Annotated in this window: 15 protein-coding genes; 11 read left to right on the forward strand and 4 right to left on the reverse strand. The window is 39.0% G+C overall.

What is annotated here, in order from left to right; all coding sequences use genetic code 11:
• The first annotated feature begins 31 nt into the window (after window positions 1-31).
• From BMY13_RS04805 to BMY13_RS04850, 10 genes are all read left to right on the forward strand, one after another.
• Window positions 32-391 (forward strand): DUF192 domain-containing protein, encoded by a 360-nt coding sequence (locus BMY13_RS04805; RefSeq protein WP_245736017.1) that lies wholly within the window; start codon window positions 32-34, stop codon window positions 389-391.
• Between the two features lie 39 nt (window positions 392-430).
• Window positions 431-610 carry a Flp family type IVb pilin gene (locus tag BMY13_RS04810; RefSeq protein ID WP_092491879.1) on the forward strand — a complete coding sequence of 60 codons (180 nt, stop codon included), beginning with the start codon at window positions 431-433 and terminating at the stop codon, window positions 608-610.
• A 73-nt stretch (window positions 611-683) separates the two neighbouring features.
• Window positions 684-1,190 carry an A24 family peptidase gene (locus tag BMY13_RS04815; RefSeq protein ID WP_092502934.1) on the forward strand — a complete coding sequence of 169 codons (507 nt, stop codon included), beginning with the start codon at window positions 684-686 and terminating at the stop codon, window positions 1,188-1,190.
• Window positions 1,187-1,564, forward strand: a complete 378-nt coding sequence (locus BMY13_RS04820) for a TadE/TadG family type IV pilus assembly protein (RefSeq protein ID WP_092502936.1) — start codon at window positions 1,187-1,189, stop codon at window positions 1,562-1,564. The genes BMY13_RS04815 and BMY13_RS04820 overlap by 4 nt, the downstream gene beginning before the upstream one ends.
• Window positions 1,565-1,580: 16 nt before the next feature.
• Window positions 1,581-2,492, forward strand: coding sequence for a pilus assembly protein TadG-related protein (locus BMY13_RS04825; protein ID WP_092502938.1), 912 nt, complete (start codon window positions 1,581-1,583; stop codon window positions 2,490-2,492).
• Between the two features lie 12 nt (window positions 2,493-2,504).
• Window positions 2,505-3,491: a Flp pilus assembly protein CpaB gene (cpaB, locus tag BMY13_RS04830; protein ID WP_092502940.1), complete on the forward strand. Its 987-nt coding sequence runs from the start codon at window positions 2,505-2,507 to the stop codon at window positions 3,489-3,491.
• 14 nt (window positions 3,492-3,505) lie between these two features.
• Complete coding sequence (locus tag BMY13_RS04835; RefSeq protein WP_092502942.1) at window positions 3,506-4,321, forward strand: CpaE/TadZ family protein; 816 nt, start codon at window positions 3,506-3,508, stop codon at window positions 4,319-4,321.
• Entirely contained in the window at window positions 4,318-5,751 is a 1,434-nt protein-coding gene (locus BMY13_RS04840) for a TadA family conjugal transfer-associated ATPase (RefSeq protein ID WP_092502944.1), read from the forward strand. The genes BMY13_RS04835 and BMY13_RS04840 overlap by 4 nt, the downstream gene beginning before the upstream one ends.
• 5 nt (window positions 5,752-5,756) lie before the next feature.
• Complete coding sequence (locus BMY13_RS04845; RefSeq protein WP_175476710.1) at window positions 5,757-6,686, forward strand: type II secretion system F family protein; 930 nt, start codon at window positions 5,757-5,759, stop codon at window positions 6,684-6,686.
• Window positions 6,687-6,688: 2 nt separating this feature from the next.
• Window positions 6,689-7,609, forward strand: a complete 921-nt coding sequence (locus BMY13_RS04850) for a type II secretion system F family protein (protein ID WP_092491886.1) — start codon at window positions 6,689-6,691, stop codon at window positions 7,607-7,609.
• 35 nt (window positions 7,610-7,644) lie between these two features.
• Here the strand turns inward: BMY13_RS04850 and BMY13_RS19890 are convergent, their stop codons facing one another.
• The 4 genes from BMY13_RS19890 to BMY13_RS04865 all read right to left on the reverse strand — a co-directional run bounded on the left by BMY13_RS19890 (window position 7,645) and on the right by BMY13_RS04865 (window position 14,062).
• Window positions 7,645-7,779: a hypothetical protein gene (locus tag BMY13_RS19890; protein WP_281243650.1), complete on the reverse strand. Its 135-nt coding sequence runs from the start codon at window positions 7,777-7,779 to the stop codon at window positions 7,645-7,647.
• Window positions 7,780-8,033: 254 nt separating this feature from the next.
• Complete coding sequence (locus tag BMY13_RS04855) at window positions 8,034-10,079, reverse strand: thioredoxin domain-containing protein (RefSeq protein ID WP_092502946.1); 2,046 nt, start codon at window positions 10,077-10,079, stop codon at window positions 8,034-8,036.
• A gap of 552 nt (window positions 10,080-10,631) precedes the next feature.
• Complete coding sequence (locus tag BMY13_RS04860; RefSeq protein ID WP_092502948.1) at window positions 10,632-12,296, reverse strand: glycoside hydrolase family 13 protein; 1,665 nt, start codon at window positions 12,294-12,296, stop codon at window positions 10,632-10,634.
• Between the two features lie 17 nt (window positions 12,297-12,313).
• Window positions 12,314-14,062, reverse strand: coding sequence for a glycoside hydrolase family 13 protein (locus BMY13_RS04865; RefSeq protein ID WP_092502950.1), 1,749 nt, complete (start codon window positions 14,060-14,062; stop codon window positions 12,314-12,316).
• A 283-nt stretch (window positions 14,063-14,345) separates the two neighbouring features.
• Here BMY13_RS04865 and BMY13_RS04870 point away from each other — a divergent pair, with 283 nt between their 5' ends.
• Window positions 14,346-15,626, forward strand: a complete 1,281-nt coding sequence (locus tag BMY13_RS04870; protein ID WP_092502952.1) for a sugar ABC transporter substrate-binding protein — start codon at window positions 14,346-14,348, stop codon at window positions 15,624-15,626.
• The last annotated feature ends 69 nt before the right edge of the window (window positions 15,627-15,695 follow it).

The raw sequence follows: 15,695 nt of genomic DNA on the forward strand, positions 1-15,695 counted from the left end.
AAGTACAGATGCGGAGGTGCTAAGGATCAAATTGGTCAAGAGAGATACTGGCCAGCTAATCGCTAGTGATGTACAGACAGCCTATTCATTCTGGAAAAGGCTTAAGGGGTTAATGTTTGCAAAAAGTTTACCAAATAATTTTGCAATGCATATCGCACCATGTTCATCGATTCATACGTTCTTTATGAAATGCCGCATTGATATATTATATCTTAGTCAAAAGAACGAAATTGTTGGAATGGAGGAAGATTTTGCACCAGGTAAAATTGGTAAACGATTTTCAAATGTACATTCAGTGGTTGAGCTTCCATCTGGTAAGATCAAAACTTCTGCTGTAAATGTTGGACAAGCTGTCGATTTTGTTAAAAGAGAACATGAGGAAGTCACTTAGACAGGAATTAATATATTTTATATAAAAGGAGAGGTTTACATGTTAGATAAGTTAAAAGGATTGTTTATTGAAGAAGAAGGACAAGGTATGGTTGAGTATGGGTTGATTTTAGGGTTGATTGCGGTCGTAGTAATTGTGGCACTGACTACTTTGGGAACAGAGATTCAAACATTATTTCAAAGTTTATTAGACAGTTTATCAGGTAGTACTGCAACATAAAAAATAAAGGACCCTCCCCTTGGGTCCTTTTTAAACTAAAAACTATCAAACTACGAATGAAGGGATGGTCACGATGCTAGATATTTTTCTACTACTAATTCTATTAATTTGTGTAATTACAGATATCAAAAGCAGAAAAATCTATAATAAAGTTATTTATCCAGCTTTGTTGGCTACCTTTATTTACCACCTGATTGCTGGTGGTTTAGAAGGGCTATCCCATTCTTTCATTGGTTTTTTGATTGGACTTGGTTTGCTGCTTATTCCATACCTTATGGGTGGAATGGGAGCTGGAGATGTCAAGCTGCTCGCATTGATCGGTGCAATGAAAGGCGGGGCTTTTGTCTTTCAATCATTTCTTTATATTGCCTTACTAGGGGCATTGCTAGCGGTAGGAATTATCATATTCCGTAGTGGTGTATTTAAATCAATCGTCTATTATGTGACTAGTCTAAAAAGCGGCGTCGTTCTTCGTGGTGGCGTATCAAGAGGCTCCTTAACGGCAACATATCCCTATGGTGTGGCAATTGCAGGCGGGGCGGTTCTCTGCATGGTGATGCAAGGATGGCGTTTTCTATGATCAAAAATGAAGATGGTCAATCATTAGTGGAGTTTGCGCTAATCTTACCTATACTGCTTATGCTAGTGGTAGGTATTTTTGACTTTGGAAGAGTTTTGTATACTCATTTGCAATTGGAATTAATTACTCAGGAGTCTGTCCGAATAGCCGGGTTAGGACAGGGTGATGAGGCTGTTCGTACGTATGCACAGAATAATTTTGATATTGGTGAATTAACTGATTTGGGTATCGACATCTCACCTGAAGAACCTAATCGTTCATCCGGTGAATATGTAACGGTGACATTGACATATCCAGAGGAATTTCTCAATGTGCTTGGGGATGCCGCTATTCCCTATACAGTCGAGACCAGTTCCACTATACGGGTTGAGTGATGAGAGGTGAGGGAGCGTGCTGAAAAAGTTAAAAAAGAATGAACAAGGTAATGCGATTGTCTTAGTTGCCTTAGCACTGGGCGGTTTGCTTTTAATAGTGGGTTTAGTCATTGATGGTGGACACTTATTTATGACAAAAAGTCATTTGCAGAAGACTGCTAATGCAGCGGCATTGTCAGGTGCCCAGGAACTTCCTAATTCAGATGCAGATGTAAATAATGTTGTCGATAGAATAATAGAAGAACACGGAGAAACCAGCACTCAAAATCAAGTTAACCTTGATGTTGAACACCAGCTGGAAATCGAATTAACCAAAGATGTGCCCCTTTTCTTCTCGAAACTCTTTGGAGTCGAAAAAGTACCAATTCATGTCAATGCTAAAGCAGCACTTAACCCGATGGCAAAAGCCAAAGGTGCAGTACCACTTGGAATTGATGAATCAGTTGAACTGGTTTATGGAGACACTTATTCATTGAAAGTGGACTCAGGTGATTCCGAGGCAGGAAACTTTGGTGTGCTTGCATTGGACGGTCCTGGTGCAAAATTATATAGCGAAAGTTTAACGACTGGCTTCGATGAGAACTTAGAAATTGGCGATATTATCAATACACAAACAGGTAATATTGCTGGCAAAACTCGTGATGCTATCAATTACAGGATTGATAATTGTCCATATCCAAATGGTGAATATGAGCACAGAGATTGTCCTAGGGTAATGCTGGTTATTGTATATGCGCCACATGAAGTTGATTCAAATCAAATGAAGAGTATTGAAATTACCGGTTTTGCTTATTTTTATATTACAGAGCCAATGGATTCAACAGACGACTCAATTGATGGTATTTTTATAAAACGAACTGGCACAGGGTTTACCGGTGAAAATGGACCATTGGATCGTGGGGCATACGCAGTCAAATTGATAGAGTAGGTGAACACACACATGAAAGCTAGACGAATAGTACTACTTGCACTTATTTCAGGTATTATTACAACAGGTATTTTTTATATCGTTATGAACCAAGCTGCACCATCAAGTTCTAATCCGACTGAACAAACAGAGGTGGTGGAGGTTGTAGCTGCGAATACCGATATAGCAATCGATCAAAAGATAACAGACGAAAACTTGAATACGAAAGAAGTACCAAAAGACCAAGTACATACAGAATCTGTGAAAGAAAAAGAAGAGGTGATTGGGAAATTTGCCTCAGCTGATATTAAAGCCGGAGAAGTAATAATGAATCACCGAATCCGAACAAAAGAGGAAGTAACTGATGTTGTTTCCAGGAAAATCACTGAGAATAAACGGGGGGTCTCGGTTAAAGTAGAATTTGACGAATCGGTCTCTAATCTGACAGCACCAGGAGATTACGTGGATGTGATGTCCAACGTTGTTTTGGATAAGTCTATTCCTCTCATCGAAACGGATTTAATTTTGGAGAAAGTACGCGTGCTGGCTGTTGGTGAACGAATGGTTGAAAAGAAAGATGGCGATGTAGAGAAAACATACATGACAGTGACACTTGAGCTTTCAAAAGAAGATTCAGTAGAACTAGTACATGCTAGTGAACTAGGAAGTATTCATCTTGCTTTGTACAGTAAAGTTGATTCAGTTGAAGAAAAAGATCCAGAAAAGGAATCAGGAGAAAAACAAGAACCAGATGAAAAGGAAAAGGATAACGAGGAAAGTGAAGCGAAAATCGGTGATGAGAAAGATACCCGTTTTGTTACTACCCCCGAACGATCGATTATCCGTAAAGCACCCCAATTAACGGCGCCCGTTCTAACGGTTGTTGATCAAGGGACTGCTTTACTTTTTTTGAATGATCAGGAAACAGATGATGATGAACGAGTATGGTTTAAAGTGAAAACAAACAAAAAGAAAGATGGCTGGGTGAGCAGCCGTATCGTAAAGCATGAGGATGAATAAAGGGGGGATAGTCAGTGGCAATTGATACTACAAAAAAGAGACAGATAGTCGCCGTCTGCAGTGCCACTGGAGGACAAGGGCGCACAACAGTAACCGTCAACCTGGCAGCATTCCTGGCTGCAAGAGGCTCAAATGTGAGTATTATAGATGGTGACCTTCAGTTTGGGGACCTCGCGATGGCGCTTGATCTTGATCCTATTTTAACGATAAAGGAAGTCGCAGAACGAGATGATAGCGAGAATAGTGTTAATTACTATTCCACCCATTCAACTGGTATTGATTTATTAGCCGCCCCAAAACGCCCAGAGCATGCAGACATGATCGACAGTAAACAGATTTCAGCAGTTATTGACGCAATACATGGTACGTCAGAAATTTTATTTGTCGAAACACAGGCAGGGCTGACGGACCACGCCTTACAAGTTATTGAAAAGGCAGATCAAATACTGGTAACGGCAACTCCAGGAATGGCTTCCTTAAAAAATGCCCGGTTAATGATAGAAACCTTTGAGACACTAGGCCTAAAAGATAAAGTCAGGTTAGTTATCAATCAATCAACCGCTTCGTCAGTCGTTAAAAAAAGTGACATTCCTGAGCTTGTGAAAATATCGGAAGTATTCTATTTACCCTATGATAGTAAACATGTTTCACATTCTTTGGATATAGGTGTTCCAATTGTTCAAAGTCAACCAAAGCTTGAGTTTTCGAAAGGGATAGAACGTCTGGCTAAAAAACTGTTTGCAGTTGAGCGCAGTGCTTCTAAAAAACTGCCATTTCGCGGACTTTTCCGCATCAAAAAAAGTAAACGATTGCGAGGGAAGACCGAATGAGTCTGTTAGAAAAGCTACAATCAAAAAGTGAAACCAAAACGAATGCTACGGAACCAATAAATGAGGATAGTAAAATAAAAACGAATATAGAACAAGGACACCAGGAACAACCAAGTGATCTTAACGTTATCGATCCTTCCCCTAAGCCTAAACAAACCAAAAAAACTGCAGTGTCTCAAGAATATCGTGAAGTAAAAAGTCTTGTCTTTAAGTACATTATTCGCGAACGAAAAGACGAAGATGTGAACGAAATTGTGTCTGATCTTGATACAATTATATCTGAAATTATAAATGAAAATGATTATAAGCTTCGACGTGCTGACGATAGGAAAAATTTGAAGGAAGAAATAGAGAATGACCTTACTGGATATGGTCCAATCACTCCCTTATTGAATGATGAGAGCGTTACGGAGGTAATGGTTAATGGACCTAATCAAGTATATGCAGAGCGAAACGGACGTTTAGAGCTTACAGATATCACCTTCCGTGACAATGACCATGTGTCGGCAGTTTTAGAGAAGATTGTTGCTCCACTTGGCCGTCGAATTGATGAAAGCAGTCCAATGGTTGATGCCCGACTTAAAGATGGGTCACGTGTGAATGCGATCATCCCGCCGCTTGCACTTGGCGGACCGACAATCACAATTCGTAAGTTTTCTAAAGATCCGTTTACCATTCACGATCTTATACGATTTGGAACACTTAGTCAGGAAATGGCTGAATTTGTGCAAGCATGCGTTGCCTCCAAATTAAATATTTTTGTAAGTGGTGGAACAGGTTCCGGGAAAACAACAACGTTGAATGTATTATCATCTTTTATTTCAAACACGGATCGGATTGTAACGATTGAGGATGCTGCGGAACTGCAACTTGGGCAGGATCACGTCGTCTCGCTTGAAACTCGTCCACCGAACATCGAAGGAAAGGGTGCTATTTCAATCCGTGACCTCGTTCGAAATTCACTACGGATGCGGCCGGATCGAATCGTTATTGGTGAGGTTCGAAGTGGTGAGGCTTTAGATATGCTTCAGGCAATGAATACCGGCCATGATGGTTCGTTGGCAACTGGACACTCGAATAGTCCAAGGGATATGGTGTCACGTCTGGAAACAATGGTCCTAATGGCTGGTATGGATCTCCCAATTAAAGCTATACGTGAACAAATAGCTGGTGCGCTTGATGTTATTATCCAGCAATCCCGTTTAAAAGATGGTACCCGGCGAATTACAAATATAACGGAAGTACAAGGCCTTGAAGGTGACATCATTGTACTACAGGATATTTTTACGTTCAGACAGTTTGGTGTTGATGATGATGGGAAAATTTTAGGTAAGCTTGTACCTACTGGAATACGTCCGAAATTCTATGAACAGATGGAGTATCAGGGAATTACGCTTCCGCCATCTATCTTCTCGGAAAAAATGGAGTGATATAAATGGAAGCACTTTTAATAATTTCAGTATTTATAACGGTTTTTCTTTTTCTTTTAGCGTTCAGTAATCTGCGCGGATCAAAAAAAGAAGATGAAGCTGTGGTACAAAATTCGCTATCCATTTCGGAGCTTCTTAAAAACGCAAATCAGCGACTCAAAATGCTATTGATTCGAAGGAAAAAACCGAGCAAGAAGCGTAATACTTTAGAAGATAGGATTAGTGTAGCTGGACTTCCAATAAAGCCGGAGGAGTTTGTCGCGTTTCGCTGGCTGCTAGCGATAATTTTAGGTGGTATTCTTCAATTGAACGGCAGCATTCTATTGGCGATTGTCGGACTTGTTTTTGGGTATTTTGTTCCTGAAATTTGGCTGAAAGGGAAACAAAGAAAGCGAATTAAAGCTTTTAACGAGGGTTTACCTGGGATGATTACATCGATAATTGGATCATTGCGGGCAGGTTTCAGTTTCGTGCAATCACTGCAAATGGTTTCCCAGGAATCCTATTCACCAATCAAAGAAGAAGTGGAACACATTATCAAATCAATGCAATATGGTACAAGTATGGAAGATGCTCTATTAGAATGGCAAAAAAGAATGCCAAGTGATGATCTTAGATTGCTTGTTGATGCTATCTTAATACAGCGGCAAGTAGGTGGAAATTTAGCCTATTTGCTGGACAAAATTGTTGAGACTACCCGTGAAAGAACAAAGATTGAAAATCAGATAAAAACATTGACAGCGCAGGGAAGACTATCTGGAATTGTAATTAGTTTATTACCAGTGGTCCTTGGTTTTATTATTTATCTAATGAATCCAGAGTATATCACAACACTATTTGTGAATCCGATTGGTCGATTAATGCTTGTTGCAGCATTGATTGGTGGAATCATTGGCTTTTTCCTAATTCGTAAAATAACAACTATTGAGGTGTAATGATGCTAGCAGTTTATGTCAGCTTTTTTATTAGTATAAGCTTAATTTCATATGGAATTGTTGCATATTACACAGGAAGAAGTGGAAGAGTTCAAGCTCGTATTCAAACTTATTTTACAAACAACACACCTGAGGCTGACCAAAGCGCGGCTGTAGAAGAATTACCTTCTTTTTATGAACGTGTCGTTTATCCTGTTTGGAAGAAGATCAAACGTAAATACAGTAATAAGTTAGGTCAAGAGGAAGCTTCTAAAATCGAAGTGAAACTATTGCAAGCGGGACAGCCATTTGGGTTAAGTCCAGTTGAGTTTAAAATGCTGCAACTAATTTTGATTGTCTCATTTTCGGTTGTTGGTCTAGGTTATGGCTTGTTATTAAGTGTGTCTGTTCCACTTTTATTGTTATTGGCGATTATGGGGTTAGCAGTTGCTGTTGTTCTCCCGAAATATTATCTTAAGACGAAAATTGAACGAAGAAGTAAGTTGGCTGAAAAAAGTCTGCCTGATGTCCTGGATTTACTAACGATTAGTTTGGAGGCTGGACTGGGATTTGACGCAGCAGTCAGTCAGGTAGCCGCGAAGAAAAAAGGGGTATTAGCTGACGAATTCAAGGTTACTTTGGAAGAAATGCGTTTAGGGAAAACAAGGAAAGAAGCATTAAATGCAATGAATGACAGGATTTTGTCAGATGATATGAGGACTTTAATTTTTAACATTGTACAGGCTGAGAAGCTTGGTATCGGAATGGTTTCTGTATTACGTGTTCAAACCGAGGACATACGTGAACGCAGGCGCCAACGGGCAGAAGAAGCAGCAATGAAGGCGCCAATTAAGATGATGTTTCCGCTAGTTCTATTTATCTTTCCAACATTATTTATCATTCTATTAGGACCAGCTATCCTTCAGCTTTTAGAAGTATTTTAAAACAGTCTTTCCTGTAATAAGGTTGGCTGTTTTTGTTATTCATTAGCTGGAGTAGCTATTTTACTGGCGATCCAACGCTTGGCTGTGGTTTCGTCAATTTCATATATCTTGCCTTCACGTAGTAAGTCCCCGTGATACGCCGTTTGAACATTCATTTTTATTTTCAGCATATGGATTCTCCTTTATAAGTGTTTAATTACATTTTACCACAGGAATCGTGGTAATTTATGCAAATTGCTGAAGTTCACAGGAAAGCCGCTGAAGTTCACCACAAAAGCGCCGAAGTTCACAATTATTCCGCTGAAGCTTCACAATTTTATCGCGGAACGTTAAGCTGGACAGAGTTCGGCTGTTTAGATGTTCCGTTTAACATAACTAAAGATTAAAGTGAAATGACGCTACGAAATAAGTAGCGTCATAGTATTTACTCGGTTATCATTTTAAAAGCTTGCTTAACATCGGTCGTAGGTTGTTGACACGCGAAGTTTTCACATACGTAAATGGTAGGCTCCTCATCTATTTTACGATAATCACTGGCAAATGGTGCGACTTCAGCTAATTGCTCAGCATTTTTACTGGCAAGCAAAGATACATCCGGTAAAAATTCTTTCTGGAGCTTTGCTAGAAAATTCTTGTCATTTCCTAAAACGACGACTTCCTTTGTAGGATTTTCGGTCAGCAACAGACTTTGAACAAAATGTGTGCTTGCTGCTACACCTTGTTTAACTTCCTCGTAAAAGGCATAGTACATTTCTTCCAGCTTATCAAGATAGGCTGTTTCACCGGTTGAATATCCTAATCGTGCAAGCATAACGGCTGCAACGCTATTCCCTGATGGGAGGGCACCGTCATATATTTCTTTTTCCCTTGATAATAATTTTTCACTGTCTTTTCCGCTGAAGAAAAATCCTCCTTGTTCATTATCCCAAAATAAGTCGATCATGTTGTCAGCGAGTTCTCTGGCTTTTCTTAGATAGTTTAATGAAAAGGTTGCCTCATATAATTCTGCGTTTGCCCACACTAAAAAGGCATAGTCATCAAGGTAGCCGTTGAATTTTACGTCACTGTCACGATAGCGGGCCATAACCCGACCTTTCTTAACCAGATTCGTTTCGATAAAATCTATGGCAGCTTCGGCGGTTTTAATGTATTGCTCCTCCTCGAATACTTTCCCAGCTTTAGCGAGAGCGGTGATCATCATTGCATTCCAGGATGTTAAAATTTTGTCATCAACGTGTGGATAGGTGTGCTCCTCGCGTGCAGTTAATAACTTAGCTCGTGCTTCTTCAAGGTGCTGATTCAGTTCATCGATTGTAAAGTTATATTCATCAGCTATAGACTCCAGGTTTGTGTCGTTTAGGTTTGGTACATTTTTACCTTCAAAATTCCCTTCTGGAGTAATACCATACACGGTTGCATATAGGTCACCAAGGTCTTCGTCAAGAATATTGAAAATTTCCTCATAATCCCACACATAATATTTGCCTTCTATACCTTCCGAGTCAGCATCAATTGCGGAATAGAACGCCCCTTCAGAACTGTGCATTTCTCGCATGACAAATTCAATAATCTGTTCACTTATTTTTCGGTAAAGTGGATTTTTGGTGATTTGATAGCTTTCTGTGTATGCAATTAGTAGTAACGCGTTGTCATAGAGCATCTTTTCAAAGTGAGGAACGAGCCATTTTTCATCAGTAGAATACCGCGCGAATCCGAATCCAACATGGTCATATATTCCGCCATTTGCCATGGCCTGCAATGTACTTTCAGCCATTTTAAGTGCAGCGGATTTTCCTGTGAAATAATAATAGCGCAATAAATATAATAGATTTTGCGGTGTTGGGAATTTAGGTGCTGAACCGAATCCGCCGTTCGTGAAATCAAATCGTTTACCTAGTTGCTTATATACCTGATCGGTTATTTCCAGAGTTAATCGCGTTTCGCTTTTAGTTGCTACTGTTTTATCTAATGCTTCAGTGACACTCTTCGTAACTTCTTTAATATGGTCAGGATCTTCCTTGTATTTTTGATATAATTGCGTGAATACTTCCATGATGCCAGGCATCCCGTATTTACTTTCACGTGGAAAATAAGTGCCAGCATAAAACGGCACTTTTTCTGGTGTCATAAAAATAGATAGAGGCCAGCCGCCTTGTCCGGTCATCATCTGACAAACCGTCATATAAACAGAATCAATATCAGGCCGTTCCTCCCGATCAACTTTAATAGATACATAATGGTCATTTAAGTATGCAGCAATCTCTTCATCTTCAAAGGATTCATGGGCAAGTACGTGACACCAATGGCAGGTTGAGTAGCCGATTGATAGAAAAATCGGTTTGTCTTCTTTTCTTGCTTTTTCGAATGCTTCTTCACTCCATGGATACCAGTCGACAGGGTTCTTAGCGTGTTGTAACAGATAAGGTGATTTTTCATTAGCTAATCTGTTTGTAAACTTGTCTTGAGACATAGAGGTACCACCTTTTTCCTACTTAGTATTTTGGTTTAGTCTAACTCATTTAAGTATTTGTATACAATAGAGAGCCTCTGTACAAGGAGTAAGTTATTTATGGATGTTAATGGACTTGGCTGGTGATAGTGACTTGAAATATAGTTGAAGGAAGTAGAAAGATATAAAATATTTTAATTAAAAAGAGTGTATATATATGAGCGATAGAACAAAAAAGTTTCAAAAATGGTGCTTAGAAAATGAAATAAATGAGTTGCGGTTATAAGTTTTATACTATGGATTGTCAGGGGTTGGATAGCAGCATAGAATTGGTTTTTAGATGTACTGATGGCTATATGGAATTTCACAATAGATGCAGTAATCATATTGCTGGTTGTAGTGGTAATCTTTATAAGTTTCCTGCTGAAACCATTCATGAGGTAATAACAAGTGGGGATTGATTAGTAGTAGGGTATGAAATGGACGTTTGTATAGTTTCGATAACTTAGTTTCACTTATGCAGTAAGAAATTATTTATACTTTTTTAACTGCGAACCAAAACGCTGATCCCTGTTAGAAATCAGCGTCATAATATACACAAGATTCATATGGTTTTAATTCTAGTTTTTGTTCTAATTTCTCATTACGTTCATGATAATTTCCTATTATTTTAGTGGCCTTTAAGTAGTCTTTTGGTATTTCAAAATGGACGAATTCATTTGTGAAATTACTTACCACCAATAAGTGTTTATTTCTAAGTTCTCTTGTATATGCAAATATGCTTTCGCTCTCCGGCATCAACAATTCGTAAGACCCATAAACAACAATCGGATATTTTTTTCGTAAAGCAATAAGCCTCCTGTAATAATGATAAATTGAGTTAGGGTCAGCAACTGCGCTAGCAGCGTTAATATCAACATAGTTAGGGTTGACTTGAAGCCATGGTGCTGTTTCTGTAAATCCAGCATTTGCACTTGAGTCCCACTGCATTGGGGTACGCGCATTGTCCCGTGATTTTGCATGAATTGTTTCTAATAATGCCTTTTCTTCGGCACCTTCATTTATTTTCTCTTCGTACATATTTAATGTTTCAATGTCACGATAGCTTGCTATCTTATTAAAACGCACATTAGTCATTCCAAGCTCTTCACCTTGATAAATGTACGGTGTGCCTTTCATCATGTGTAAGGTAGTTGCTAGCATTTTTGCTGATTCGACACGATAGGCACCATCATCTCCAAATCTGGATACAACACGTGGCTGATCATGGTTATTCCAATATAAACTGTTCCACCCTTCATACTCCAATTCGGTTTGCCATTTTGATAGAATTTGCTTTAATTCTACAAGAGACCAAGGCTTGATATCCCATTTCCCATCTGGGCCTGAGTCAATATCCATATGCTCAAAATGAAAGACCATATCCAATTCATTGCGGCTTTCTGCTGTGTATAGTTTTGCTTGTTCTGGCGTGACTCCTGGCATTTCACCAACCGTCATAATGTCATAGTTTGCTAGGGTTTTCTGATTCATTTCCTGCAAAAATTCATGGACACGTGGACCATTCATATAGTAGGAATGGCCTGAAGCGTATAGCTTTCCGTTATTTGTTTCACCATCTGGCAGGCGCTGGTCTTTCGAAATAAAGTTAATTACATCCATTCGAAAGCCGTCAACACCTTTATCAAGCCACCATTTCATCATTGTAAAAAGGTCATTTCGGACATCAGGGTTTTCCCAGTTTAAGTCAGGTTGTTTCTGTGAAAATAAGTGTAAATAATACTGATTGGTTGTCTTATCATATTTCCAGGCGGACCCACTAAATGCGGACTCCCAATTATTTGGCTTGTCACGCCAGATGTAGTAATCACGGAAGGCATTGTCTGTTGATTTTCGCGATTCAACGAACCAGTTATGTTCGTCAGATGTATGGTTAATTACCAAATCCATAATTAGTTTCATGTTCCTTTTATGAATTTCCTGAAGCATCCTGTCCCAGTCTTCCATGGTACCGAAGTCGCTCATTATCCTTGTGTAATCGCTGATGTCGTACCCGTTGTCATCGTTTGGTGATTCGTAAACAGGGGAAAGCCAAATGACGTCAACCCCTAGTTCCTTTAAATAATCAAGCTTTTGGATAATCCCATTTATATCACCAATACCATCATTATTACTATCGTTAAAACTCCGCGGATAGATTTGATAGACAACACTTTCTTTCCACCATTGACGGGTCATACATTCACCTCCATCCATTACACTTTCATGATTAAAAAGTCATTCGCTTTTGCATCTATTTGCAGTAGATTATCGTCCGCACCAACCTGCTCGCCAGTCCATAGATTTGTAGCCTGCTTACCATTAATCGTTATCGTTTTTGGCTTACTTGAAGGGTTGATTACAAAATAAATCACTTCATTGTTGTAGTTTTTTGAGTATACAAGGTGGTTTGTTTCAGCACTTGACTCCACAATACTAAAACTTCCTTTACTGCCAAACGCTGGTTCGGTTTTCCGTAGCCCAATTAATTTTTTGACAAAGGATTTTAAATGCAAATCCTGCTGGTTTTCATCCCATTTCATACATTTTCTGCATTCCGGGTCTTCTCCGCCTGTCATGGCAATTTCGTCTCCGTAATAAATACAAGGTGTTCCTGTAAAGGACATTTGGAGTAAGAATAATAACTTCAGCTTTTGTTTGTCACCGTTGCACAACGTAAGTACACGCTCAGTATCATGACTGCCTAGCAAATTGAAGGTTGTTTCATTAACATTTTCCGGGTATGAACATAGGACAGTTGAAACTTGGTTTGCAAACTCATTTGCATTTTTCGTGTCTTTTGCTAAATAATCAAGAGCTGCGAGTGTAAACGGATAGTTCATTACTGCATCAAATTGATCACCTTGCAGCCAAGGCATCGAATCATGCCAGATCTCTCCTAAAATATACGCGTCGGGTTTTACGGCCTTAACTTCCTGCCTAAACTCCCGCCAAAATTGATGATCTACTTCATTCGCGACATCAAGGCGCCAACCATCGATATCAAATTCTTCAATCCAATAGGTAGCAACCTTTAAGAGATATGCTTTGACTTCCGGGTTTTCGGTATTCAGTTTCGGCATATGTGGGGTAAATGCAAACGATTCAAAGTTAGGTTCAGGCTCCGTTTTAACAGGAAACTCTCTAATGTGAAACCAGTCTTTGTATATTGAATTTTCGCCGTTTTTCAATACATCTTGAAACGGAGGGAAGTAGTAACCGCTATGGTTAAACACTGCATCAAGCATGATACGAATCCCTTTTTCATGACACTTATTAACTAATTTCTTGAATGTTTCCTTGTCTCCAAATTGCGGATCAATTTCCATGTAATCGATTGTATCGTACTTGTGATTGGAATGCGCTTTAAAGATTGGTGTGAAATAGATTCCGTTAATACCTAAGTCAACCAGGTAATCCAGATGATTAATTATTCCCTGAAAGTCACCACCAAAATAATTATCCTGTTGCGGTTGAGCGCTGTCCCATTCAAGTGTGCCTATTGGGTTAATTGAATAATCACCATTTGCAAATCGTTCCGGGAAAATTTGATACCAAACAGTGTCTTTCACCCATTTTGGTGGGTTAAATACATCAACCTCATTCAAAAACGGAAAACAAAAGTAATACTGAATATCATTTATCGGAGGATCATCAGAGAACCCTTTTTCAGCATAAACGAGTTTTTCATCGCCGTTGTAGAGTGCGAATCCGTAACGTAATCGACGGTAGGGGGGGATGATTTTGATAAGCCAATAATCAAATAACTCATCTGATGCCTGCAGGAACATATCTGTATACTGAAATTGCCAGCCTTCCTTAGCCCAATCATATGGGTCACCATGAATCAGTTTTACTTTTTCAACATCATTTTTCTTCGTACGTAAACGGATGTGTAATGTTCGCTCGTCATATGCGTATGCAAAACTATTCTTCGGCCGGTGATAAATCGCTTCTTTCATCATATAATTTTCTCCCTTCATAAATAGAAATACCCCGCTCTCCATGTGTGGAAAACGGGGTTGTTGTTCTTTAGCATACAAAGCATTGCCCTCAAATTATAGATTCATTTAATTATAGAATACTGCGATTTTGAAAATTGTCAATAGAAATAAAAAAATAAAATAAAATTAGTGAAAACGGTTGCATTAAATTTGATTTGCATTTAGAATAAGAATTAAGAAATTTGTGCAACCGATTTCACAAAAAGGGGGTCGGTTGATAATAATTAGAGGGGGAAGTTTACTAATGAAAAAATCTTCATATCTATTAATTGCGGCACTAATGTTTGTCTTTGTAGTATTAGCCGCTTGTGCACCAGAGCGTTCAGACGACACTGAGGAAAGTGATGGTGAAAGTGGTTCTACTGAAACTACTGAAAAACCTGAATCACTGACAATTTGGGCGAACGATGAAGAGAAACAATTAGAAGCTGTTGAGGATATTGCAGCTAACTATGAAGAAGAAACAGGAATTACAGTTAACGTTGAAGTAAAATCAATGCTTGATCAAATGGAAGAATTAGCACTAGCAGGACCTGAAGGAAATGGTCCGGATTTATTTTTCCAACCACATGACCGAATTGGAAACATTGTAGCACAAGGTCTCGCAGAACCTGTGGAAATACCGGAAGATGTAATGAACTCTTACAGTGATGCTGCGGTTGATGCGATAACATACAAGTATGATAATGAAACAAATCAATATGGTTTTCCAGCAGTAATTGAGACATATGGTATTTTCTATAATACCGATATTGTAGAAGAAGAGCCAAAAACTGTTGATGATTTAATGGCATTACTGGAAAATAAAACGAATCCTAGTAATGATGAATATGGATTTTTGATGAAGCCTAACGATTTATACTTCGCTATACCGTTCTTCAATAACTATGGCGGGTATATTTTCGGAGGAGATGCAGGTGAATATGATACAGAGGATATCGGATTAAATAATGAAGGATCAGTTGAAGGCGGGAAGTTATTCCAATCCTTTTTCGGACAAGGTAAAATTCCACCATCTACTACAACTGACGTAATCGATGGACTATTTAACGACGGAAAAGTTGGAGCAGTTATTAATGGCCCATGGAGTATTGTCGGTTATAAAGAAGCGCTTGGTGATAAGCTAGCATTTGCACCGTTTCCTACAATCAATGGGGAGCCGGCTCAAACATTTGTAGGGGTTAAGTCATGGATGGTTTCCTATTACTCAGAAAATAAAGAATGGGCTGCTGACTTAGCGGCATTTATGACCAACCCAGAAAGCTCACAGCATTATTATGAAGTAGCGGGGGAACTCGTACCTAGTAAAGAAGCACTTGAATCAATAGAAGATCCAATATACGCAGCGTTTGCAGAGCAAATTAAGCATGGTGTACCTATGCCAAGTACACCAGCTATGCAGCAGGTATGGGAGCCATTCAACAATGCACTGCAATTTATTGCAGAAGGCGAAGATGTAAAACCTGTACTTGATGAGTCTGTCGAACAAATAAAAACAAACATAGAAGCAAGCGGAGTAGAGTAAATACCAAGCAATGATTTTTGATGGGGGGAGTTAACTCTTCCCATCATTCTATTTGTTCATCAGGACCTA

Origin of the sequence: Virgibacillus subterraneus (assembly GCF_900110695.1) — a bacterium.
GTDB classification, from domain to species: Bacteria; Bacillota; Bacilli; order Bacillales; family Amphibacillaceae; genus Lentibacillus; species Lentibacillus subterraneus.

Coding starts and splice junctions, on each gene's coding strand:
- BMY13_RS04810 (WP_092491879.1), top strand. CDS start 431: ATGTTAGATAAGTTAAAAGGATTGTTTATTGAAGAAGAAGGACAAGGT.
- BMY13_RS04815 (WP_092502934.1), top strand. CDS start 684: ATGCTAGATATTTTTCTACTACTAATTCTATTAATTTGTGTAATTACA.
- BMY13_RS04820 (WP_092502936.1), top strand. CDS start 1,187: ATGATCAAAAATGAAGATGGTCAATCATTAGTGGAGTTTGCGCTAATC.
- cpaB (WP_092502940.1), top strand. CDS start 2,505: ATGAAAGCTAGACGAATAGTACTACTTGCACTTATTTCAGGTATTATT.
- BMY13_RS04840 (WP_092502944.1), top strand. CDS start 4,318: ATGAGTCTGTTAGAAAAGCTACAATCAAAAAGTGAAACCAAAACGAAT.
- BMY13_RS04845 (WP_175476710.1), top strand. CDS start 5,757: ATGGAAGCACTTTTAATAATTTCAGTATTTATAACGGTTTTTCTTTTT.
- BMY13_RS04850 (WP_092491886.1), top strand. CDS start 6,689: ATGCTAGCAGTTTATGTCAGCTTTTTTATTAGTATAAGCTTAATTTCA.
- BMY13_RS19890 (WP_281243650.1), bottom strand. CDS start 7,779: ATGCTGAAAATAAAAATGAATGTTCAAACGGCGTATCACGGGGACTTA.
- BMY13_RS04855 (WP_092502946.1), bottom strand. CDS start 10,079: ATGTCTCAAGACAAGTTTACAAACAGATTAGCTAATGAAAAATCACCT.
- BMY13_RS04860 (WP_092502948.1), bottom strand. CDS start 12,296: ATGACCCGTCAATGGTGGAAAGAAAGTGTTGTCTATCAAATCTATCCG.
- BMY13_RS04865 (WP_092502950.1), bottom strand. CDS start 14,062: ATGATGAAAGAAGCGATTTATCACCGGCCGAAGAATAGTTTTGCATAC.
- BMY13_RS04870 (WP_092502952.1), top strand. CDS start 14,346: ATGAAAAAATCTTCATATCTATTAATTGCGGCACTAATGTTTGTCTTT.